The organism is Pseudomonas sp. 43mfcvi1.1 (assembly GCF_900115935.1).
Lineage (GTDB): Bacteria > Pseudomonadota > Gammaproteobacteria > Pseudomonadales > Pseudomonadaceae > Aquipseudomonas > Aquipseudomonas bijieensis.
Window position 1 is genome coordinate 80,052 of sequence record NZ_UETT01000003.1, and the last position, 22,436, is coordinate 102,487.

Genomic DNA, 22,436 nt, shown 5'->3' on the forward strand with positions numbered 1-22,436 from the left:
CACCGGCGGCGCCCGTCCTCTGTCACAGCCAGGCCATCGACCGCACCTGGATTTGCATCGTTACGTGGAGGCTGCGCTGCCGGCGCGCCAAGACCTGCCGTCACGCCGCGTCCTCCACTTGTAGTTTTTCCTGCTCGAGGTCAAAACGCCCCAGCACGGTGACCTGGGCATTGCTGTGCAACTCGCTGAAAGCGAGCACGGGCACGTGATTGAATTCGTCGCGCAACAAATCGCGCAGCGGTGCCCGCAGGTCTTGCGCCACCAGCAGCACGGCCACGCGCTTGGCGCGCAACGGGAAGCCTTCGCGCAACTGCATGACCAAGGCGCGGGTATGCAGGCTTTCCAGGGCAAAAAAGGTTTCCGTCTGGGTCTGGCGCAGCGCGTCGCGCAACAGGCCTTCGGTTTCCGGGGTCAACAGCCACACGTGCAGGCCGTCTTCGTCGCGGTACTGGTGATAGATCTGCGACTTCAGGGCGATGCGTGCGTAGTCGGTCAGCGCACCGACGTCACGCTCGTGCTGCCCATGCTCGATCAGGGACTCGGCGATCAGACGCACCGCTCGCAGCGGGACACCTTCGCCGGCCAGGCGCTGGAGCACGGCGGCGAAACGGGCCAATGGCATGGTTCTCTGCAGCTCCTGCACCAGCTCGGGCTGACCCGCTTCGAGCCAACTGAGGATCGACTTGCTCTCCTGGAGTCCCAGGAATTGCGGGCCCGTGGCAAACATGGCGCGGCTCATCCGTTCCACCAGTAATTCGCCGGCAGGCACCGCCTCCACTCGCTCGTCCGCCAGCAGCGGATCGTCAGGCGTCAGCCATAGCCACTGATGCTCGTCACGCACCTCGCTGCCGACCTGCACGTCGCGCGGTTCGAACGGCAGCGGCCCGCGCGCCACGGCCACACGTTCACCGAAAGTGGCGCGCAACATCGGCACCTCGTGCACGCAGAAGCGGAACTCGTCGTCCTCCAGCAGCACGCTGTATTCGATCTCAAAGGGCGGCAGGGTCAGGCCAAAGCCAGCCACCAGGGCATTGCGCTTCTTGCGGATCGCCTGGATGACGTCCTCGGCCGCCGCGTTGCCTTCCATGGCTTTGGAAAACTGCAAAAGATAGGCTCGGGTCGGGTCGAAGCTGCGCAGGTCTTCGGCACCGTTTTGTGCCGGGGCGATGACCTCCGTCGGCTGGTCGCCCTGGCGTGCCTGCCGGGCACGCGCGTACAACTGGAGGATGCCTGCGGTGCCGGTGATCAGGGCAATGACAATGAACACCAGCGTCGGCATGCCGGGCAAGGCCGCAAAGCCGAGCATGCCCACCGACGCGATCACCCAGGCCTTGGGTTCGGCGGTCAACTGCTGGGCGATTTCCTTGCCCACGCTGCTACCCGCCGGCTGCCCTTCCGGCGACACCCGGGTGATGATCATGCCCGCGGTGAGGGAAATCAGCAGTGCCGGAATCTGCGCGATCAGACCATCACCGATGGTCAACACGGCATACAGGTGCATCGATTCGGACGCGCCCATGTCGTGCTGCATCATGCCGACCGAAAAGCCGCCGATGAGGTTGATCACGACGATCACCAAGCCCGCGATGGCGTCGCCCTTGACGAACTTCATCGCCCCGTCCATCGCACCGAACAGCTGGCTTTCCTTGTTCAATTCCTCGCGCCGCCGCCGGGCTTCGCTGACATCGATCAGGTTCGCCCGCAGGTCGCTGTCGATGGACATCTGTTTGCCCGGCAACGCGTCCAGGGTGAAACGCGCCGCCACTTCGGCGACCCGCTCCGACCCCTTGGTAATCACCAGGAAGTTGACCACCGTCAGAATGAGGAAGATCACCAACCCCACCGCCAGGTTGCCGCCCACCACGAAATTGCCGAACGCCTGGACGATATGGCCGGCGTCGCCCTGGAGCAGGATCAATCGGGTGGTCGCCACCGACAATGCCAGCCGGAACAACGTGGTCAACAGCAGCACCGCCGGAAACGAGGAAAACGCCAGCGGCCGTGGCAGGTACAGCGAGAGCACGATCAGCAGACAGGAGATACAGATGTTGATCGCGATCAGCGCATCGACCACCGCGGTCGGCAAGGGCAGGATCAGCATGAAGACAATGCCCAGCACCACGAACGCCCCGACCACCTCGATGCGCCGCACCGCTTCGTTGGCGACTTTGTTCAACAGGGCGATCATGAGCGCGCTCCAATCACCGGCGCGGCGGTCTGGCTTCGGGGCTCGCCACGGGAACGCTCATCGAGCAGCACCAACAGATTCTTCAACGCGGTCTGTCGGCTTTTGCCATCACGCCAGAGGGGGAGCGGCAAACGCTTGAGCAAGGGATACAGACCGTTCAGGGAGACCAGTTGGTCGCGCTCCTGGTCGCCCCCCAGCTCACGCCCGATGCGCCGCACTTCCGCCGCTGACAGGCCACTGCTGACAAACCCCAGCATGCGCTGGAGCAACAACACGGCGGTGAGCTGGCTGGCCGGACAGCTGTAGGCCAGTTGCTCCAGCAAACGGCGACAGCTGTGCAGGACACTGCCCAGTTGCGTCGAGGCCGCCAGGCCGATCAACAACGTGCGCAACAGCGCGGTAGGGCGTGAAGGCGTATGCGCGGCGATGTCGTCAGCCAGTGCCCGGCGCATCATGTCCAGCCCCGGCACGAACGCCGCCTCGCCAAACAGGCCAAGCAATGCTTGCATCATGGTGGGCAATGACTGCTTGAGCACCACGGTGTCGTAGTAGAGCCGCCGTACCGCCTGGCGCAATTCGGGATCGCCGCCCGCAGCGCGCAATGCCTCGGCGATGTTCATGCCCGCCTGGATCTGCGCGCCATAACGCTCGCGCAATAGCTGCAGGTAATCGCGAGCGCGCTGGGCTTCGACGAGACGCCCTTGCACCTCGGCATCGCGCAATGTTTGTTGCAGGATCAGGTCGGTACGGGCCGGGTCTCCACCAGTGGACTGCACCACTTCTTCAAGCACCGGCTCGCCACACAACAACAGACCCGCCTGGGCGGCCATAGCCCCCAGGCTCTGCTTGCCTGGATGACCGAGTTGGTCGTACCACTCCTCCAACTGCTCGCGCGTCTCGACCCGCACCTGGCCCACCTCACTGCGAGCATTGCGAATGCGCCGCTGGCTCAGCGCCTTGGTATTGCGCTCCACGTGATGGCTGAAGGTCATGCCGACCTCTTCCATCGAATTGGACTGCACGGCCTGGAACGATTCGACAGGCTTGCCCATGCCCACGACGGCCGAAGCGGCCTGGGCAAGATTGACGGCAATACGCGCATTGGTCGGGGCTTCTACTTTCATGATGGCCGTGAGCATGGTTTCGGACGCTCAGTGGGTGGCGGTGATCCGGCATTCGGTTCCATCGGCGGCCATGGCCTTTTCTGACCGGTTCGAGAGAGCTTCCCGACCAAGCGTTCGCTCGGTGCAATTTCATGCAGTGGGGCTTGGGACGGCTGTGCATGCCCTTGCACAAATAGAGCAAAAGCACTAGATAAAAACACTTATTTATCAAACAGATAACTAACAAATTTGGCTTGGCACAGGTCCTGCTGACAGGGGAAACGTCGACATTTGCATCGACGCTACGGAACCTACTCAGAGGGATTTATTGATGAACAGCCTGAATCTCATGGCCCCCCCGCAAACCTCCCCGGCACCCACGGGTGCGCCAGGCATCTGCTTCGGCGAGGAACGCAAACTGCGTCTGTTTGTGCAAAAACGCGTACTCAACCAAGACGACGCCGACGACATCATCCAGCTCACCTACCTGGAAGCCTGGCGTAACCAGCAGAAGTTCAAAGGGCTGGCAAAGCAGGACACTTGGTTGTGCGGTATCGCCCTGAACCTGATCCGCAACCATTTCCGCCGCTTCTACGCACAGCCGCCGCTGAGCACTTTCGATGAAAGCGAGTTCAACGAGTCCAGTGACGACATTGATCTGAGTGAACTGTGCGACAACCGTCGGTTGCTGGACCGTACGCTGATCGCCATGGACGCACTGCCCAAGGACATGCGCGATACCCTGTGGACCGCCGTGGACACCGAAAGCAGCTATCGCGACGCTGCCGAACGGCTGGGCGTACCCATTGGCACCGTGCGTTCAAGGTTGTTTCGCGCGCGTGAACAACTCAAGCGAAGCGTCTACGGAGAAGCCCGGCCATGACTCAGAATCGTTTGAACAGCCGGCCCGACCTGCCACGCGGCGTGCGCCGCTACACCCCCGACGACTTGCCGGTGATGACAGATATCTTCAACGAAAGCGCTCTGGGGGGGACCAGTTCCCCTGTACTCAGAGCGTTTTCCCTGAAGGAAATGACGTTCTTCGTCGACTGTTTCGTCAAGGAGGGCGATCCGATCTACGTGCTCGAACGCGCTGGCGAAGTCGTCGCCTGGTTGATCGTCAATCGCTTTTGCTGGGGTGCCCAGGCCTGTCGATTGACCGGTGAAGTGTCGATCTACGTGCGCAACGACCACATCGGCAGCGGCGTCGGCATTCGCCTTGGCCAAGCCGCGGTGGTGTTGGCCAAACGGTATGGTTTCGAGACGCTGGTGGCCTGGATCATCGAGCACAACGAGGCCAGCAAACGCGGCGTACAAGGGCTTGGCGCGACGCAATGGGGACGCTTTCCAGGGATCGCCCGGTTCGCGGATAACCGTGCCGACGTCGTGCTTTATGGACTGCACCTGACGCCAAGCGACACGATACCCACCACCCTTTCAGCGCCGGCGCAAAACGAGGAGGCCAGCCTGGCGTGAGTCCACGGCTCGTCCGGCGGGACGTCGGACGAGCCGTTTTTCTATCCGGCAAAGGCCTGTGCCACTTTCTGCACAGGTCACAAACAACGTTATTCACCCAGGGCTTATTCGGTCCATTGTGGCGAGGGAATTTATCCCCGCCGGGCTGCGCAGCAGCCCCAAAAAGGTTGACTGCGACCAGCCAGGCACGCCACGGCGGCAGGCTTCAGGGCCGCTTCGCAGCCCAACGGGGATAAATCCCCTCGCCACACATTCATACGCCCTCTCAAGTAAACCGCATGCACCGTCACCAGGGCTTCTCCCGGCAAGCAACCGCTTCAGTCCACCGACCAACACACCGGCAACGCCTCCGGCCCCCTGAAGTTGGGTACGTAGCGCCAACGCACGGCGCCGGGATCGACCGCCAATTGCAGCCCGGGGCAACGCCGAAGAAGCGTATTCAATGCAATTTCCAGCTCCTGCCGGGCCAGCGAGGCGCCCAGGCAGTAGTGAGTGCCCTTGCCGAAAGACATATGTGGGCAGACCGGGCGAGCGATGTCGAGCGTGTCAGGATTTGCACACAGGGCTTCGTCACGATTGGCCGACCCCACCACCGCCATCAGCAGTTGCCCGCGCAACAAACGCTGCCCGCCCAGTTCGGTGTCACGGGTGACGAAGCGGACCATCGCCCGCTCCACCGACGAGTCATAGCGCAAAAGCTCTTCGACCGCGCCGGGCATCAGCGCCGGGTCGTCACGCAAGCGCGCCAGCGCCTTCGGGTGCTGCACGAGCATGTGCACGGCATTGCCAATCATCGACGCCGATGTTTCGTGCCCGGCGATGATCAACAAAGCGATCATGCTGCACAGCTCACTTTGGCTGAGCCTGCTGCCCTCTTCCTCGACCTGCACCAACGCCGAAACGAGGTCGTCGCCCGGCTGCGCCCGACGCTGGTCGATCAACGCAAGCATGTAGCCGGCGAATTCGTTGTAGCAACGCTGCAACTCGCTCAGGTCGTGGCCCACTTGCTGGACGATCATGTGGGACCAGCGGCGGAAATCGTCACGGTCTTGCGCGGGGACGCCAAGCAATTCGGCGATGACGGTGATCGATAACGGGAATGCATATTGGCTCACCACGTCCATTCGCCCGCTCGACCGCACGGGCTCCAGCAACGTCTCGGCGATCTGCTCGATACGCGGCCGCAGGGCGTTCACCGCCTTCAACGTGAAGGCCTTGTTGACCAGGCGACGCAAGCGGCGATGACTGTCGCCATCGCGGTTGAGCATGTGTTCGTTAAGGAACGCGATCGATTGCTCGCCACCGAGCATCGCGGCGAACTGCGCATCGATCCGCGACGGGTCACGGGCGAAGCGCTCGTTATCCAGCAGCACCTCCTCGACCTCCCGGGCTCCGGTGACGTACCACATCGGCAACTGCCCTTGCGCCTGGCTGAGGAACACCGGGGCCGCCTGGCGCAGCGCCGCATAATGCCGATAGGCCTCGCCGCGAAACGCGTCGCTATTGAAATCAAGGGTACGCTCGTAAGCCATGAACACTCTCCGGGGGCATGAATCGTTGCTCCTTGAGTGGCAGGGCTGACCAAAAAGATCCCTGTGGGATCCGGACCTGTCGGTGAACCGTTTGCACGACCAGCGTCACTCAAGGAAAAACACCAACCCTTGCGTGGAGCTGACATGACGCGTGCACTTGCTATCCATGGTCAATGCGACACTCGTTTCGAACCGGTCAAAGAGGCGTTTATCCGGCTGATGCAAAGCCCTTTCGAACGCGGTGCCGCCCTTTGCATCCAGATTGACGGTGAAACCGTTATCGACCTGTGGGCCGGCATTGCCGGGCCGGAACCGGACAGCCATTGGCAGCGCGACACGCTGCTCAATCTGTTTTCCTGCACCAAGCCCTTCACGGCGGTAGCGATCATGCAACTGGTCGGTGAAGGGCGCCTGGATCTGGACGCGCCGATCTGCCACTACTGGCCGGCCTTCGCCAACGCCGGCAAAGCGTCGATCACCCTGCGCCAGGTGCTTTGCCACCGCGCCGGGCTGCCGGCGCTGCGCACGCCCCTCGCACCGGAAACCCTCTACGACTGGAACACCATGACGGACCTGATCGCCGAGGAGCATCCCTGGGCCGCGGCGGGGGAACAGCAGACCTATTCGCCCTTGCTGTTCGGCTGGATCCTCGGCGAGCTGCTACGCCGGGTGGATGGCCTGACGCCGGCGCAAAGCATTCACCGACGCGTGGCAGTGCCGCTCGGGCTGGATTTCCACATCGGTCTGGACGACGCGACCATCGCTCGCTGCGCCTACATGGCGCGCACCAAAGACGAGATCGACGATGAGGCCTTTGGCCGGGTGCTGAACGACGTGCTCACCGCGCCGACCGCCATGAGCGCCCTGGCCTTTGCCAACCCGCCGATGGTGCTGGGGCGCAGTAACGAACCCGGCTGGAAACGCATGACCCAGCCGGCGGCCAACGGACACGGCAATGCCCGCAGCCTGGCGGCGTTCTACACCGGCCTGCTCGACGGGCGCCTGCTGGAGTCGCCGCTGCTCAACGAAATGCTGTGCGAACACAGCGCCGAGTACGACCCGACCATCCAGACTCCAACCCGTTTTGGCCTGGGCGTCATGCTCAACCAGCCGGATGTGGCGAACGGCAGTTATGGCATGGGCAACGAAGCGTTCGGCCACATGGGCGCCGGTGGCACCATCGGCTTTGCCGACCCTGAACGCGGGGTGGCGTTCGGCTTCGCCTGCAACACCATTGGCTCCTACGTCTTGATGGACCCCCGCGCACGCGGCTTGGCCAATGTCGCGATGGGCTGCCTGTAGATCCCGGATGGAAGAATCAGTAGCCCGGCTGGCGCGGATCGATCGTTCCCACGCTCCTGCGTGGGAATGTCGCCAGGGACGCTCCGCGTTCCGCTTCTGGAAGGTGACGCAGAGTGTCACAGGATGCATTCCCACGCAGAGCGTGGGAACGATCGATATGGGGGGATGATCGGCTCAAACTCCTGGCGGCGCGGCCACCTCCGCCACCTGCGGCTCGGCCCCTCCAGTATCGGGTGCGGCGACCACTTGCTCTTCGCTACCGGCCACGTGGGGCAGCGCCGCCTTGCCGATCATGTCCGGTTGAGCCAGCAACCTGCGCGACGCTTCCAGGGGCATCAACAAGCGCCCCCTGGCCCGGCCACGCGCGGCAGGGTTGAGCATGCGCAACTCTCGCTCATGAACACCGGACAACAGCGCCAGGTGCGCCAGGTCCACAGGCTGCGCCAAGGCAACCATCTGGAAGTACGGCTGGTCAGCGATGGGCGCCAGGCTCACGCCATAGTCCGCGGGTGCATTCACCAGTTGCGACAGCGCCAGCAACCGCGGCACATAGTTCTGGGTCTCGCCGGGCAACGACAGGTTCCAATAGTTGGTCGCCAGGCCACGGGCGCGATTGCGCGTGATGGCGTCGCGCACCCGCCCTTCCCCGGCGTTGTAGGCCGCCAGCGCCAGCAGCCAGTCGCCGTCGAAGTAATCGTGCAGGTAGGACAAATAATCCAGGGCAGCCCGCGTCGATGACGGAATGTCCCGGCGCTCGTCGTAATCGCCTCGCTGCTGCAATTGGTAGCGGCGCCCCGTGGCGGGAATGAATTGCCATAGGCCCAAGGCTTGGGCCGGTGATTGGGCATTCGGATTGAACCCGCTCTCGATGGCCGGCAGCAGTGCCAGTTCCAGCGGCATGTTGCGCTTGTTCAGCTCGCCAACGATGAAGTGCAGGTAACGGCTGCCGGCACGCCCGGTCTGGGTGAGAAAAGCCGGGCGATCCATCAGCCAGCGGCGCTGCTCATCGACGCGCGCTACGCCCTGGGTCTTGGCCTGCAAGGAAAACCCCTGGCGCATGCGCGCCCACAGGCTACCGCCGCTTTGCGGGGCTAACTCGCCGATCTGGATGATGGTGTCCGTAGGCGCCGGCTCCAACCAGCGCAGTTGCGAGCGGTAAGGCTCGTTGGCGTAAGGATCGCCGATGGTCAACTGCGGTTCGAGGTGCTGGCAGCCATACAGTAAGGTCCCCATGGCCAGCATGGACAACCCTTTGGGGACGAATCGAAGGGCCGGCAAAGGTGCAAGTGATCGGGACATGGGCGGTCAACCTTGAATGAGGTGGCGCCATTGGGTGGCAGATCACAGGGCAGCGGTTCCACGCAGGTCACCCGGCGCGCCGGCATCGGGCGGCAGCGGCGCTCGGTTGGAACCGAAATGCCGCAGGTGTCACTCACCATGGGCAGCAGGCGCTCGTCGGCGCCTGGATGACAATACGAGGTCAATCATGGCGTCACCCACCTATTGCAAGCTGATCGATCAGCTTTGCGCCCTCACGATGATTCCAACCCCGTCAGCGTTCTACGAACAGGCGAACCTGTCGGTCAAGGATGTCGACTTTTCCCTGAAACACACCCCTGGCGTGGGCGAGGGAGATGTCTTCATCTACTGCAGCTTCGGGCCGTTGCCCGTGGCGAATCGCGAAGCGGTCCTGCAACGGTTGCTGGAAACCAACCTGTACCTGCTGAGCGGGGCGTTCTGCCCGTCCCTGTCTTACAACCGCGACAGCGAACAGGTGATCCTGATCGGCCACGTTCCCCTGGAAAACCTCGCGGCCGAACGCCTGCTCGGGTTGATGGGCGGTGCCGCTGAAATGGCGCTGATTTGGCGAGATGGCTACTTCTTCGACGGCGCCAGCCCAAACGACGCCGCCAAGGCTACCCAGCACAAACCCACCCCCCGTAGCACCGGGCTCAACAGCGCCCTGTCAATCTAGGAGAGCACGACATGCCAGATTTATCAGTAGGACGAAGCACCGGCTCGGCGGCGTTGCACCAGCAGGACGACCGCATAATGCCGGTGGGAACCAGCCTGTCCGAACAGGTTCGCCCCTCCACCAATCCCCTGGTGCCTTATCACTTCGAAGGACAAGCGACCGACAAGACCCAGCAAACACTCAGGACCCGGCAGCAACGCCTGACAGGGCTGGTCAACAGCCTCGGCAAGAAAAACCCCGAAAGCGACCCCATCGGCTATGCACGCGAGCACATGACCCTGGAAGGCACGGCATTGGGCTATGCGCCCGGCACAAGCTATCAAGACATACAAAAGCACCTGGCCGAACTCGGCGGCACGCCTCACCCGATGCTGTCGGGCCAGGAAGAAACCGAAGCATTCGTCCAGGACTTCAACGAGTACCTGGGAAAGAACGACAAGGACAGGAAGGAAAGCGGTGGCTTCGGCGCGGTCTGGGACAAACACTGCGCACGCGTGGGCGATACCCTCGGCGCCTACCATTCGTTATGCCAGGAAGTGATCGACAACACACCGGAAGGTGATCGCCAGCCTCTGCAAAACAGTCATGACGCCTTCCGCGGTTACGCAAAGGGCGTCATGCAAGCCATGACGCAAGAGCTGCCCACGCGCTTGAATACCTTCATGGAAAGCCGAATCGAGCATACGCGCAGTGCAATGAACAACGAGGGCCTTTCCCAGCCCGAACGAGACCAGGCGACCACTGAACTGAACCAGCTGCTCAAGGTTCAGGAGGAGTTTGAAGACTTTCAGGAAAATGAGGACAGCAAGCCTAGCGAGCTGACTAAAGCGACGAAGAAAAACGAAACGTTGGACACGGCGCTGAAGAACGTCGGACGCCAGGACTATGTTGCTGACCTCAAGACCACGAGCGGTTTTGTAACCGGCCTGGCGGTGTTCGCCGGGGCGGGGATCCCGCAGGGCGTGGCCTCTGCGGGCCACTTTGGCGCAATCACTGCGTCGATCGATGAGACAATGGCCGACGCCTCCTACGGCAAGCATGTCGCGGCGACCTCGACTGTCCTTGGCACCGCACACAAAGTGATCAGCGACGGCATCCGTCCATTCGTCCAGGTCGTGGTCGACAAGACCATCGGCGCGGGTCTGGCAAAGGTCGATCCGCTGGCGGTGTACCCCAAGGCCTTGCAAGTCGTCACGCAGAACGGGCAGCGGGTCGCCAACCCTGCACTCAATGCGCGCAATCTCGCGCAGGAGCAACAGCGCAACGAATTCACGCTCAAGCAGAACGCGAACAACTTCGGCACCGCGAGCGGCGACTTCACCGGCTACCTCGCCTTCGGTGCCGCTCACGCAGTGCGGGACACCATCGACCAGTTCACCTCAGTCAACGCTGGTGGCATCGTCGCCCGCACAGCGGCCTCCGCCGTAGGCGGCACCTTCATGGCCGGCGGCCAGGCCGTGGCAAAATACGCCCAGACCCATGGTGACGAGGAGATTCCTACCTACCGGGTCACCAAGGAAAACCGCAACTGGAGCGAACTCCTGCCCAAGGCGTTTTCCGAAGCGACAGGAAAGCTCAACCCACTCAACATGGCCAATGTCAGCGACCTCACCAACCGGATCGTCGGCGTGGGCGAAGGGATCGCCATGCGCACGGCGGTGGGCGACGCCGCCGCGGTGGGTGAGGATCCGGAAGTGCGGGAAAAAATGGAGCAGATCGTCACGACCTTCTTCTCCTCCGGCCTGACCCTGCTCCCATTCTTTGCCAATAGCGTGGCGGCACCGCTCGAAAACAAGGCGCTGGCCGGCAAAGACGACCTGACCCAGCGAGCCAAGGTACCGCTGCAAAACGTTGCACATCCAAACCGGGACAGCCTGCCCCACACCCAGCCCGCAGGCTGGCGGCGGGACCTTGAAAACACCTACCACGTGACGCGCGGCCTTACCCAGATCATTCCGCAAGCCACTATCGCCGGGCTTAACCTGGGGGCCGACAAGATTCAGAGCATGGCAACACGGCCTAAAAATCCTGGCGCCGGCGACAATATGGAGCTGGCGGAACGCGGCGAAGCGCGGCCCCAGGGCGGGCCGTCCAATGAAACTGCACCTACCCCCCGGCCAAGCTGATGAACCCGTCGGGCCTTCCTTCGATGGCTCGACGGTCAACGGCTGAAACCTCCCTTCTATAACCGGCCGCAGGAGCCCCCTGCGGCCGGCCCTCGCGACACACGCCGACTCACATCCCTTTGCGCTTCGACGACGGCAGACGTGATTACTGTGCCGATCAACGATAGCCTTGTGATTCTCCGCGCCGCTTATACTCCGACCCGCACGACGGTCTGGTGCAAATCCCTCCGACGGGCGATACGCCGGGAAGCAGCCGTATGCTAAACAGGGAATCAACAGCGAGACCATGGGACCGCTGTCACCAGAATAAGGAATCACCATGAAGCGCACCCTCATCGCCTTCCTGTCACTGGTCGTCACCGCGATCATCGTCGCGGGCGGCTACCTCTACAGCAAGCAACCCACCCGCCAGGGCACGGTGCAGTTGCAAGGGCTGCATGGCTCGGTGACGGTGCGCTACGACGAACGCGGGGTGCCGCATATCCGCGCCGAAAACGAAACCGACCTGTACCGCGCCCTCGGCTATGTCCATGCCCAGGACCGGCTGTTTCAAATGGAGATCATGCGTCGCCTCGCCCGTGGCGAGCTGGCCGAGGTGCTGGGCCCCAAACTGCTCGACACCGACAAGTTGATGCGCAGCCTGCGCATCCGCGAGCGCGCCGCGACCTATGTGACCGAACAGGATCCACAATCCCCGGCCTGGATCGCCATGCAAGCCTACCTGGACGGGATCAACGCTTATCAGGACAGTCACACCCGGCCGGTGGAATTCGATGTGCTGGGCATTCCCAAGCGCCCCTTCACCGCCGAAGACACCGTGAGCATTACCGGCTACATGGCCTACAGCTTCGCCGCCGCGTTTCGTACCGAACCCCTGCTGACCTACGTACGCGATGTGCTGGGGGCCAATTACCTGAGCATTTTCGACCTCGACTGGCAGCCCCAGGGCGTGCTGGCCGAAGGTCGCAAGGGCGGCCTGCCCTTGGCCGGCGCCGACTGGAAAGACCTCAACGCCCTGGCCCGCCTGAGCGAGCAGGCCCTGGCCGACAACGGCCTGCCGCAGTTCGAAGGCAGCAATGCCTGGGCGGTCTCCGGCAGCCGCACCCACAGCGGCAAGCCTTTACTGGCGGGCGACCCGCACATTCGTTTTTCCGCGCCGTCGGTGTGGTACGAGGCGCACCTGTCGGCGCCGGGTTTCGAACTCTACGGGCATTACCAAGCATTGCTGCCCTTTGCGACGCTGGGCATGAACCGGGATTTCGGCTGGAGCATCACCATGTTCCAGAACGACGACCTGGATCTGATCGCCGAGAAGGTCAACCCGGACAATCCCGAGCAGGTCTGGTATCGCGGCCAATGGGTCGACATGACCCGCAGCGAACAGCAGATCGCGGTCAAGGGGCAGGCGCCGGTGACGCTGGTGCTGCGCCAGTCGCCCCACGGCCCGATCGTCAACGATGCCCTCGGTGCGAACGCCGGCAAGACCCCGGTCGCCATGTGGTGGGGGTTCCTGGAAAGCCGCAACCCGATCCTCGAAGCCTTTTACCAGCTCAACCGCGCCGATACCCTCGCCAAGGCCCGTGGCGCTTCGGCCAAGATCCACGCACCGGGATTGAACGTGGTGTGGGCCAACGCCAAGGGGGACATCGGTTGGTGGGCCGCCGCGCAACTGCCCAAGCGGCCGGCCGGCGTGAAGCCCGGCTTCATCCTCGATGGCAGCAGCCCGGAGGCGGAAAAGGAAGGCTTCTATCCATTCAGCAGCAACCCGCAGGAAGAGAACCCGGCGCGGGGCTACATCATCTCGGCCAATTTCCAGCCGGTGCCAGCCAGCGGCATCGAGATCCCCGGTTACTACAACCTCGCCGACCGTGGCCAGCAACTCAACCATCAGCTCAGCGACAAGCAGGCGAAATGGGACCTGGAAACCACCCAGAAACTGCAACTGGGCACCACCACCGCCTACGGCCCTCGCCTGCTTGCGCCTTTGTTGCCGGTGTTGCGTGACGTGGTCAGCGACCCTCAGGAGCGCAAATGGGTAGAGCAACTGGCACAGTGGCCGGGCGATTACCCACTGGACTCCACCAGTGCAACGCTGTTCAACCAGTTCCTGTTCAACCTGGCCGACGCGGCCCTGCGCGATGAGCTGGGCGACGGTTTCTTCGACGCCGCACTGTCGACCCGGGTGATCGACGCGGCCCTGCCACGCCTGGCGGCCTCCGGGGACTCTCCATGGTGGGATGATCGCACGACCCTTGGCACGGAGACCCGCGCCGACACCGTGAAAAAGGCCTGGGACAAGAGCCTCGTTCACCTGAAGGCCACCCTCGGCGAAGACGCCACGCAATGGCAATGGGGCAAGGCCCACACCTTGACCCATGGCCACCCGCTGGGCCTGCAGAAACCCCTGGACCAGATCTTCAACGTCGGCCCGTTCGCCGCGCCGGGCACCCACGAAGTGCCCAACAACCTCTCCGCCAAGATCGGCCCGGCACCGTGGCCAGTGACCTACGGGCCTTCGACCCGGCGCATCATCGACTTCGCCGACCCGAGCCACAGCGTCACCATCAACCCTGTCGGCCAGAGCGGCGTGCCGTTCGACAGGCATTACGAGGACCAGGCCGAGGCCTACATCGAGGGGCTGTATCACCAGGCGCACCTGGCCGAGGAAGAAGTGACGGCCAATACCCATGGCACCTTGAAACTGCTGCCGGCCCGGGCGCCCTGAATCGGGCGCGCAGGTCTTTTTCATCACCACCCGGGCTTGATCGTCATGGATGGTCAAGACTACAGGGGCTAAATCCCGTCTCTTCCATAGGAGTCAACGCTATGTTCAATAACTGGTCCGAACTGCTGCCCACCATCAAGAGCGCCTTTGGCGCCCTGGGCAAGAGCAATCCGAAGATGGTCAAGGCTTACATGGCCCTGGACGAAGCCGCGGCTGAAAACAACGTGCTCGATGCCAAGACCCGTGAACTGATCTCCATCGCCGTGGCCATCACTACGCGCTGTGACGGTTGCATCGGCGTACACACCGACGCCGCCATCAAGGCCGGCGCCACCCGCGAAGAAATCGCCGCCACCCTGGCCACCGCCGTGTCATTGAATGCCGGCGCGGCGTACATCTACTCCCTGCGAGCCCTGGAAGCCCATGACGCGTTGAAGAAGTGAGGGGCTGACACCTACGCCAGCGCGCCGAAATTCAGCCTGAATCGCTGCGGCGTCACGCCCAGCCTGCGATTGAATACGCTGCGCATGTGCTGGGCATCACGAAAGCCGCATTGCCAGGCCACGGTCTTGAGCGGGGCGCGGGTGCTTTCCAGCATTACCCGCGCCGCGTCCACCCGGGCCTGCTCGACGAACTCCGCTGGCGTGACCTTCGCTTCCCGGGTGAACACCCGAGAGAAGCTGCGCGGGCTCATGTTCACGGCATTGGCCAGGTCGGCGATGGTCAGGTCACCGTTCAGGTGCGCCAGTACATAGGCCTGGACCTGGGCCACGGTGGACGTCGGCTCAGCGTGGGGTGCGAGAAAAGGACTGAATTGCGACTGCCCGCCCGCGCGCTGGGTAAACACCACCAGCCGCTTGGCGACACTCAGCGCCACGTCCGGCCCATGGTCCTGGGCCAGCAGGAACAACGACAGGTCGATGCCTGCGCTGACCCCGGCGGAGGTGTAGAGCTGGCGATCCTGCACATACAAACGATCCGCTTCGACCCGGGTCGAGGGACACAGCTGCGCCAGCGCCGCGGCGTCACCCCAATGGGTGGTGACGGTCCGCCCCTCCAGCAATCCAGCCCGGGCCAGCATGAAAGCGCCATTGCAGATCGACCCAAAGCGCCGGGCCCGTCCACAGGCCTCCCGCAGCCAGGCATCGAATCCTGCCCCAAGGTGCATGAACGGCAGCTGCGGCCCGCCCGCGACCAACAGCAAGTCGTAGGCCTGCCGAGCCTCGCTGAAATGCCGATGGGCATTCAGGGACAAGCCGTTGGAGCAGGACATTGCGCCTCGCTCGGCGCCGATCACTTCAAGCCGATAGTGGTCCTCGGCGACCAGGAACCGATTGGCTTCGCTGAACACGTCCATGGGCCCGGTAACGTCCAGCGACTGGACGCCAGGGAATACCACGACGGCGACGACTTTCTGCATGGTGCTCGCTTGCCTTCGAGTGGAACGACTCCAGCACCCTAGCCAATTCGCGTCCCGGAAGCCATCTGGCACGAAACCCAGGTTTATTGGCAAGGATCGCAGCCATGGGAACATTGTCCGGCTACCTTGCGGCGAACAGACTGGAACCCTCGGCGCCGCACTGGCCCATCGTCAAGAGGAGAACAGCATGAACAGCATCGCCGGCATCAAGATCCCCGACAGCACCCTCGCCCGCGCCACCACCGAATACATCCGCGATATCGAATCCGACTTGCTGTACCACCACTCCCGCCGGGTATTTCTGTTCGGCGCCTTGAGTGGCCAGCGTCGGCAGTTGGCCTATGACCCGGAGTTGCTGTATGTCGGTGCGATGTTCCACGACCTGGGCCTGGTGGAGGGTTATCGCAGCGATGATGAGCGCTTCGAAGTGGATGGTGCGAACGCGGCCGCGGCGTTCCTCAAGCCCTACGGGTTGAGCGATGACGACATTGAGCAGGTGTGGCTGTCGATTGCCTTGCACACTACGCCGGGCGTACCCAAACATCTGCGCCCCACGGTGGCCCTGGTGACCGCTGGCGTGGAAATGGACGTGCTGGGCATGGACTACGCCGCGTTTCCCGCCGCACAGCGCGACGCCGTGGTGCACGCTCATCCGCGTGGGGAAGGGTTCAAGGAGTGCATCATCTGCGCCTTCGCCAACGGTTTGCGGCATCGTCCGCAGACCACCTTTGGCAATGTGAAGACCGATGTGCTGGTGGATCAGGAGCCGGGGTTCAAACCGATGAACTTCGTGGAGGTGATCCGTACTTCGCCTTGGCATTCGTAGCCAGCACGCCCCACCGCTATCGCGAGCAGGCTCGCTCCCACAATGGGATCTGCGTTCGACCGCGGATTTGTAGGCGAACAAAAAACTGTGGGAGCGAGCCTGCTCGCGAAAGCGATGCATCAGCCAACATGAATGTTGGATGTACCTCCGTCTTCGCGAGCAAGCCCGCTCCCACATTAGGCGCCAGTCTCGGGTCAGACCGGTGCGGTCTCGGCCCGGCGGACTTCCGGTTGTTTCCAGGAGTCGGCGGCGCTTTCTTCGATGGCTTGCTGGATCGCGCGCTTGCGATTTTCTTCGGCGCGACGGCTGAAGTACCAGACCAGGAAGGTCACCAGCGACACGGCCAGCAGGATCAGGCTCGCCACGGCGTTGATTTCCGGTTTTACCCCCAGGCGTACCGCCGAGAATACTTCCATCGGCAAGGTCGTCGAACCAGGGCCGGAAACGAAGCTCGCCAGCACCAGGTCGTCCAGGGACAACGCGAAGGACATCATGCCCCCCGCCGCCAGTGACGGCGCGATCATCGGGATGGTGATCAAAAAGAACACCTTCCATGGCCGCGCACCGAGGTCCATGGCCGCCTCTTCGATGGACAGGTCCAGCTCACGCAAGCGCGCCGAGACCACCACCGCCACATAGGCCGCGCAGAACGTGGTGTGAGCGATCCAGATCGTGACGATGCCACGTTCCTGGGGCCAGCCGATCATCTGTGCCATGGCCACGAACAGCAGCAACAGCGACAGGCCGGTGATCACTTCCGGCATCACCAACGGCGCAGTGACCAGGCCACCGAACAGCGTGCGGCCCTTGAAGTGGGTGATGCGGGTCAGCACGAAAGCCGCCAGCGTACCCAGGGCCACTGCGGCAATCGCCGTGTAGCAGGCGATTTCCAGCGAACGCACCACCGAGCCCATCAACTGAGTGTTGTCCAACAGGCCGACGTACCACTTGATCGACCAACCGCCCCATACCGTCACCAGTTTCGAGGCGTTGAACGAGAAGATCACCAGGATCAGCATCGGTGCGTAGATGAACAGCAAACCCAGCACCAGCATCAGGCTTGAAAAACTGAAGCGCTTCATTCCTTGCCCTCCATTTCTTTGGCCTGACTGCGGTTGAACAGGATGATGGGCACGATCAGGATCGCCAGCATCACCACTGCCAGGGCGGATGCCACCGGCCAGTCGCGGTTATTGAAGAATTCCTGCCACAGCACTTTGCCGATCATCAGGGTTTCCGGGCCGCCCAGCAGTTCCGGGATCACGAACTCGCCCACCACGGGGATGAACACCAGCATGCAACCGGCGACGATGCCGTTCTTGGACAGCGGCACGGTGATTTTCCAGAAACTGTTGAAGGTACTCGAACCCAGGTCCGACGCGGCTTCCAGCAGGCTGGGGTCATGCTTCACCAGGTTGGCGTACAACGGCAGGATCATGAACGGCAGATAGGAGTAGACGACGCCGATATAGACCGCCAGGTTGGTGTTGAGGATTTGCAGCGGTTCGCTGATCCAGCCCATGCTCAGCAAGAAGCCGTTGAGCAAGCCGTTGTTGCTGAGGATGCCCATCCACGCATAGACGCGGATCAGGATCGCGGTCCAGGTCGGCATCATGATCAGCAGCACCAGCACCGTTTGCATCTCTTTACGGGCGTTGGCGATGCCATAGGCCATCGGGTAGCCGATCAGCAGGCACAAGACCGTGCTGATCAGGGCCATTTTCAGCGAGCCGAGGTAGGCGGCGATGTACAACTCGTCCTCGCTCAGCATCGCGTAGTTGGCGAGGTTGAGCAGCACCTGCAGTTTCTGGTCGACGTAGCTGTAGATCTCGGTGTACGGCGGAATGGCCACATCGGCTTCAGCGAAGCTGATCTTCAGGACGATGAAGAACGGCAGCATGAAGAACAGGAACAGCCAGAGGAAGGGCACCCCGATGACCAGTTGGCGGCCACCGGGCGTTATTCGGTCGAGTCGGCGTTTGAATTTGCGCATGTTCATGAGCGAAGCACCACGCCGCTGTCGTCTTCCCACCAGACGAACACCTGGTCGCCCCAGGTCGGCCGCTGGCCACGGCGTTCGGCGTTGGCGACGAAGGACTGCACCAGCTTGCCGCTCGGCAATTCGACGTAGAACACCGAGTGACCGCCCAGGTAGGCGATGTCATGGACCTTGCCGCTGGACCAGTTGTTTTCGCAAGTCGGCTGCTCGGCGGTGACCAGCAGTTTTTCCGGGCGAATGGCGTAGGTCACGGACTTGTCCTGCACCGAGGTGCTGATGCCGTGGCCAACGTAGATGTTGCGGTCCAGGTCCTTGCAAGTCAGCACCGCGTGGCCTTCGGCGTCGTCCACCACTTCGGTCTCAAAGATGTTGACGTTGCCGATGAACTCGCAGACCAGCCGGCTGGTCGGGGTTTCGTAGATGTCGATCGGGCTGCCGATCTGGGCGATCCAGCCCAGGTGCATGATCGCGATGCGTTCGGCCATGGTCATGGCCTCTTCCTGGTCGTGGGTCACCATGACGCAGGTCACGCCGACCCGCTCGATGATCTCCACCAGTTCAAGCTGCATTTGCGAGCGCAGCTTCTTGTCCAGGGCACCCATCGGTTCGTCGAGCAGCAACAGCTTTGGCCGCTTCGCCAAGGAACGGGCCAGGGCCACGCGCTGGCGCTGACCACCGGAAAGCTGGTGCGGCTTGCGCTTGGCGTACTGGCTCATCTGCACCAGCTTGAGCATTTCGGCCACGCGGGCATCGATCTCGGCCTTCGGGATCTTGTCCTGTTGCAGGCCGAAGGCGATGTTCTGCGCCACGGTCATGTGGGGGAACAAGGCATAGGACTGGAACATCATGTTGATCGGCCGCTCATAGGGCGGCATGTCGGTGATATCCACGCCGTCGAGGAAAATCCTTCCCTCGGTGGGCCGCTCGAAACCGGCCAGCATGCGCAGCAAGGTGGATTTGCCCGATCCCGAACCGCCGAGCAAGGCGAAGATCTCGCCTTTCTTGATTTCCAGGGACACATCGTCCACGGCAATCGTCTCGTCGAACTTCTTCGTGACCCGGTCGATTTTGACCAGCACCTGCTTGGGTGTCTGGTCGCCCTCGAGGGCTTTCTTATAGGCGCCGGAGGCAACTGCCATTTACGAAACTCCCACAGAATTTGCAGTTCGCCCCACGCGGACGAACCTAAGAGTGTTGACGTTATTTACCCGACTTGACCTTGGTCCAGCTGCGGGTCATGAGTCGTTGGATCTTGGGCGGCAACTCGGAGTTGACGTAGAGCTTGTCGACGACCGCTTGCGGTGGATAAACCGCTTCATCGGTGCGTACTTTCTGGTCCATCAGCTCGCCAGCCTTCGGGTTTGGATTGGCATAACCGACGGTGTCGCTGACCTGGGCGATCACCTCAGGCTTGAGCACATAATTGATGAAGGCATGGGCCTGCTTGACGTTGGTGGCATCACGCGGGATCGCCAGCATGTCGAACCAGAGGTTGCCGCCTTCCTTGGGGATCACGTAGGCGATTTCGACGCCTTTGCCGGCCTCGCTGGCGCGGGCGCGGGCCTGGAAGATGTCGCCGGAGAAGCCGGCGGCCACGCAGATCTCGCCGTTGGCCAGATCGGAGATGTACTTGGAGGAATTGAAGTAAGTCACGTAAGGCCGGATCTTGAGGAGCTGGGCCTCGGCCTTCTTGTAGTCTTCAGGGTCTTCGCTGTTGGGGTTCAGGCCCAGGTAGTTGAGCATCGCCGGGATCATCTCGTCGCCCGAATCGAGGAACGAAACGCCGCAGCTGGACAGCTTCTTGATGTTTTCCGGCTCGAACAGCATGGCCCACGAGTCGATCTTCTCGACGCCCAGGACTGCCTTGATTTTCTCGACGTTGTAGCCAATGCCGTTGGTGCCCCACAGGTAAGGCACGGCGTACTGGTTGCCCGGGTCGTTCTTTTCCAGGCGCTTGAGCAGCGCAGGGTCGAGGTTGGCGTAGTTGGGCAACTGCGCCTTGTCGAGCTTCTGGAACGCCCCGGCCTTGATCTGCTTGCCCAGGAAGTGGTTGGACGGCACGACCACGTCGTACCCGGTACGCCCGGCCAACAACTTGCCTTCCAGGGTTTCGTTGGAGTCGAACACGTCATACACCGGCTTGATGCCAGTGGCTTTTTCGAAATCCGCCAGGGTGGTCTCGCCGATGTAGTCCGACCAATTATAAATATGCACGGTGGAGGCAGCCTGGACGCTGACGGCGAGCGTCAGGCCGGCACCGGCCAGCAAGGCGTTGCGTAACAAAGAAAAGACTGGCACGTGGAGGTCCTCTTAAATAGTTGGGCCCAAGTTGCCCCCGTCACTTGGCCAAGAGAGGCCCTGCAACAAAACCGGCGCGCAACTTACCCTCGATAAACCGATCCAGCAAAACTTTTAGTTATTTAATTGCTCCTGTTGCCGCCGCCGCGATGACAGCGACAACAGGAAGATGCTTCCGGCCGGCTTACTTACCGGATTTGATCTTGGTCCAGCTGCGGGTCAGGATCCGCTGGGTCGCGGACGGCAGATCGCTGATGGCATACAGCTTGGCCTTCACTTCATCCGATGGATAAATGCTCGGGTCACCGGAGATTTCCTTGTCCACCAAAGCGGTGGCAGCCTTGTTGCCGTTAGGGAAGCGCACGTTGTCGGTGATCTCCGCCATGATTTCCGGCTGCATGATGAAGTTCATCCATTTATAGGCGGCTTCGACATTCTCGGCATCCTTGGGAATGGCGACCATGTCGTAGAACGAACCGGCACCTTCCTTGGGAATGGTATAGGCCACTTTCACTTTGCCGCCAGCCTCGGCAGCACGGCTCTTGGATTGCTCGATATCACCCGAGTAGCCCACGGCTACGCAGATGTTGCCGTTGGCCAGGTCGGAAATGTATTTGGACGAGTGGAAGTAACCGATCGATGGACGCAACTTGAGGAACAGCGCTTCGGCCTCGGCCAGTTGCTTCTTGTCCTGGGTGTCGGTCGGGTAGCCAAGGTAATGCAGGGCCACCGGAATCATTTCGGTTGGCGAATCGAGGAAGCTCACGCCGCAGCTCTTGAGCTTGGCGATGTTCTCCGGCTTGAGCAGGGTGTCCCAGGAATCGATCTTGTCCACGCCCAATGCGGCCTTGACCTTCTCGGGGTTGTAACCGATGCCGATGGTGCCCCACATGTAAGGGAAGGCATGTTTGTTGCCCTGGTCGCTGGCATCGCCGACAGCCTTGAGCAGGTCGGTGTCCAGGTTCTTCCAGTTCGGCAGCTTGGACTTGTCCAGCTCCCGGTAGACACCGGCCTTGATCTGCTTGGCCAGGAAGTTGTTCGACGGCACCACGATGTCATAACCGGACTTGCCGGCCAGCAACTTGGCTTCCAGGGTTTCGTTGCTATCGAACACGTCGTAGACAACTTTGATCCCCGTTTCTTTCTCGAACTTGGCAACAGTGTCCGGCGCGATGTAGTCGGACCAGTTGTAGACGTGCAGCACTTTATCGTCCGCCTGAACGGCACCCGCCATCACGCCCATCAGGGACATGGCGAGGAGGGTCTTGCCAGCTATCTTCATACCTAATGTCTTCATGCCTAATGCCTTCATGAAAAAGTGCTCCAGTTATTCTTCTTAGCCACAGTTCAGTAGCCGACTCTCTGGCAACTTGAACAGGCGGTAGTCTGGCAAGTTACAGGGCAGGCTTTCAACACAAGCCCGGCCTTTTGTTCACGCCGGGCGAGGCCCTTGCAGGCACCTCGCT

18 protein-coding genes are annotated in these 22,436 nt (G+C 62.1%); 8 read left to right on the top strand and 10 right to left on the bottom strand.

What is annotated here, in order from left to right:
* Positions 1–100: 100 nt before the first annotated feature.
* Both sctV and DTP52_RS06460 read right to left on the bottom strand, forming a co-directional pair.
* A complete protein-coding gene (gene sctV, locus DTP52_RS06455; protein WP_109752501.1) occupies positions 101–2,188 on the bottom strand; it encodes a type III secretion system export apparatus subunit SctV in 2,088 nt (695 codons plus the stop codon).
* A complete protein-coding gene (locus DTP52_RS06460; RefSeq protein WP_178082467.1) occupies positions 2,185–3,327 on the bottom strand; it encodes a TyeA family type III secretion system gatekeeper subunit in 1,143 nt (380 codons plus the stop codon). Before DTP52_RS06460 ends, sctV begins: the two co-directional genes overlap by 4 nt.
* A gap of 295 nt (positions 3,328–3,622) precedes the next feature.
* Between DTP52_RS06460 and DTP52_RS06465 the strand changes: the two genes are divergently transcribed.
* Positions 3,623–4,174: an RNA polymerase sigma factor gene (locus DTP52_RS06465; protein WP_109752503.1), complete on the top strand. Its 552-nt coding sequence runs from the start codon at positions 3,623–3,625 to the stop codon at positions 4,172–4,174.
* Positions 4,171–4,767 carry a GNAT family N-acetyltransferase gene (locus tag DTP52_RS06470; protein ID WP_109752505.1) on the top strand — a complete coding sequence of 199 codons (597 nt, stop codon included), beginning with the start codon at positions 4,171–4,173 and terminating at the stop codon, positions 4,765–4,767. Before DTP52_RS06465 ends, DTP52_RS06470 begins: the two co-directional genes overlap by 4 nt.
* A 317-nt stretch (positions 4,768–5,084) precedes the next feature.
* On the opposite strand, the gene DTP52_RS06475 is transcribed toward DTP52_RS06470, so the two are convergent.
* Positions 5,085–6,299 (bottom strand): cytochrome P450, encoded by a 1,215-nt coding sequence (locus DTP52_RS06475; RefSeq protein ID WP_109752508.1) that lies wholly within the window; start codon positions 6,297–6,299, stop codon positions 5,085–5,087.
* A gap of 144 nt (positions 6,300–6,443) precedes the next feature.
* Between DTP52_RS06475 and DTP52_RS06480 the strand changes: the two genes are divergently transcribed.
* Positions 6,444–7,601 (top strand): serine hydrolase domain-containing protein, encoded by a 1,158-nt coding sequence (locus tag DTP52_RS06480; protein ID WP_109752510.1) that lies wholly within the window; start codon positions 6,444–6,446, stop codon positions 7,599–7,601.
* Between the two features lie 174 nt (positions 7,602–7,775).
* Here DTP52_RS06480 and DTP52_RS06485 read toward each other — a convergent pair whose 3' ends face one another.
* Complete coding sequence (locus DTP52_RS06485) at positions 7,776–8,900, bottom strand: transglycosylase SLT domain-containing protein (protein ID WP_109752512.1); 1,125 nt, start codon at positions 8,898–8,900, stop codon at positions 7,776–7,778.
* A gap of 187 nt (positions 8,901–9,087) precedes the next feature.
* Here DTP52_RS06485 and DTP52_RS06490 point away from each other — a divergent pair, with 187 nt between their 5' ends.
* The 4 genes from DTP52_RS06490 to DTP52_RS06505 all read left to right on the top strand — a co-directional run bounded on the left by DTP52_RS06490 (position 9,088) and on the right by DTP52_RS06505 (position 14,870).
* On the top strand, positions 9,088–9,576 hold the full coding sequence (locus tag DTP52_RS06490; protein WP_109752514.1) for a CesT family type III secretion system chaperone: 489 nt from the start codon (positions 9,088–9,090) through the stop codon (positions 9,574–9,576).
* An 11-nt stretch (positions 9,577–9,587) separates the two neighbouring features.
* Positions 9,588–11,702, top strand: a complete 2,115-nt coding sequence (locus DTP52_RS06495) for a type III effector (protein WP_109752516.1) — start codon at positions 9,588–9,590, stop codon at positions 11,700–11,702.
* A gap of 319 nt (positions 11,703–12,021) precedes the next feature.
* Positions 12,022–14,427, top strand: a complete 2,406-nt coding sequence (locus DTP52_RS06500; protein WP_109752518.1) for a penicillin acylase family protein — start codon at positions 12,022–12,024, stop codon at positions 14,425–14,427.
* A gap of 101 nt (positions 14,428–14,528) precedes the next feature.
* On the top strand, positions 14,529–14,870 hold the full coding sequence (locus DTP52_RS06505; protein WP_014340738.1) for a carboxymuconolactone decarboxylase family protein: 342 nt from the start codon (positions 14,529–14,531) through the stop codon (positions 14,868–14,870).
* A gap of 11 nt (positions 14,871–14,881) precedes the next feature.
* Here the strand turns inward: DTP52_RS06505 and DTP52_RS06510 are convergent, their stop codons facing one another.
* On the bottom strand, positions 14,882–15,847 hold the full coding sequence (locus tag DTP52_RS06510; protein ID WP_109752520.1) for a GlxA family transcriptional regulator: 966 nt from the start codon (positions 15,845–15,847) through the stop codon (positions 14,882–14,884).
* A 187-nt stretch (positions 15,848–16,034) separates the two neighbouring features.
* Between DTP52_RS06510 and DTP52_RS06515 the strand changes: the two genes are divergently transcribed.
* Positions 16,035–16,673: an HD domain-containing protein gene (locus tag DTP52_RS06515; protein ID WP_109752521.1), complete on the top strand. Its 639-nt coding sequence runs from the start codon at positions 16,035–16,037 to the stop codon at positions 16,671–16,673.
* A 194-nt stretch (positions 16,674–16,867) separates the two neighbouring features.
* Here the strand turns inward: DTP52_RS06515 and DTP52_RS06520 are convergent, their stop codons facing one another.
* The 5 genes from DTP52_RS06520 to DTP52_RS06540 all read right to left on the bottom strand — a co-directional run bounded on the left by DTP52_RS06520 (position 16,868) and on the right by DTP52_RS06540 (position 22,252).
* The gene (locus tag DTP52_RS06520; RefSeq protein ID WP_109752523.1) at positions 16,868–17,755 is read right to left on the bottom strand and encodes an ABC transporter permease subunit; all 888 of its coding nucleotides are present in this window, start codon (positions 17,753–17,755) and stop codon (positions 16,868–16,870) included.
* A complete protein-coding gene (locus DTP52_RS06525; RefSeq protein ID WP_109752525.1) occupies positions 17,752–18,672 on the bottom strand; it encodes an ABC transporter permease subunit in 921 nt (306 codons plus the stop codon). The genes DTP52_RS06520 and DTP52_RS06525 overlap by 4 nt, the downstream gene beginning before the upstream one ends.
* Positions 18,669–19,811: an ABC transporter ATP-binding protein gene (locus tag DTP52_RS06530; RefSeq protein ID WP_109752527.1), complete on the bottom strand. Its 1,143-nt coding sequence runs from the start codon at positions 19,809–19,811 to the stop codon at positions 18,669–18,671. The genes DTP52_RS06525 and DTP52_RS06530 overlap by 4 nt, the downstream gene beginning before the upstream one ends.
* Before the next feature lie 61 nt (positions 19,812–19,872).
* On the bottom strand, positions 19,873–20,970 hold the full coding sequence (locus DTP52_RS06535; RefSeq protein ID WP_109752529.1) for a polyamine ABC transporter substrate-binding protein: 1,098 nt from the start codon (positions 20,968–20,970) through the stop codon (positions 19,873–19,875).
* 184 nt (positions 20,971–21,154) lie between these two features.
* Positions 21,155–22,252: a polyamine ABC transporter substrate-binding protein gene (locus DTP52_RS06540; protein ID WP_109752530.1), complete on the bottom strand. Its 1,098-nt coding sequence runs from the start codon at positions 22,250–22,252 to the stop codon at positions 21,155–21,157.
* Positions 22,253–22,436 lie beyond the last annotated feature (184 nt).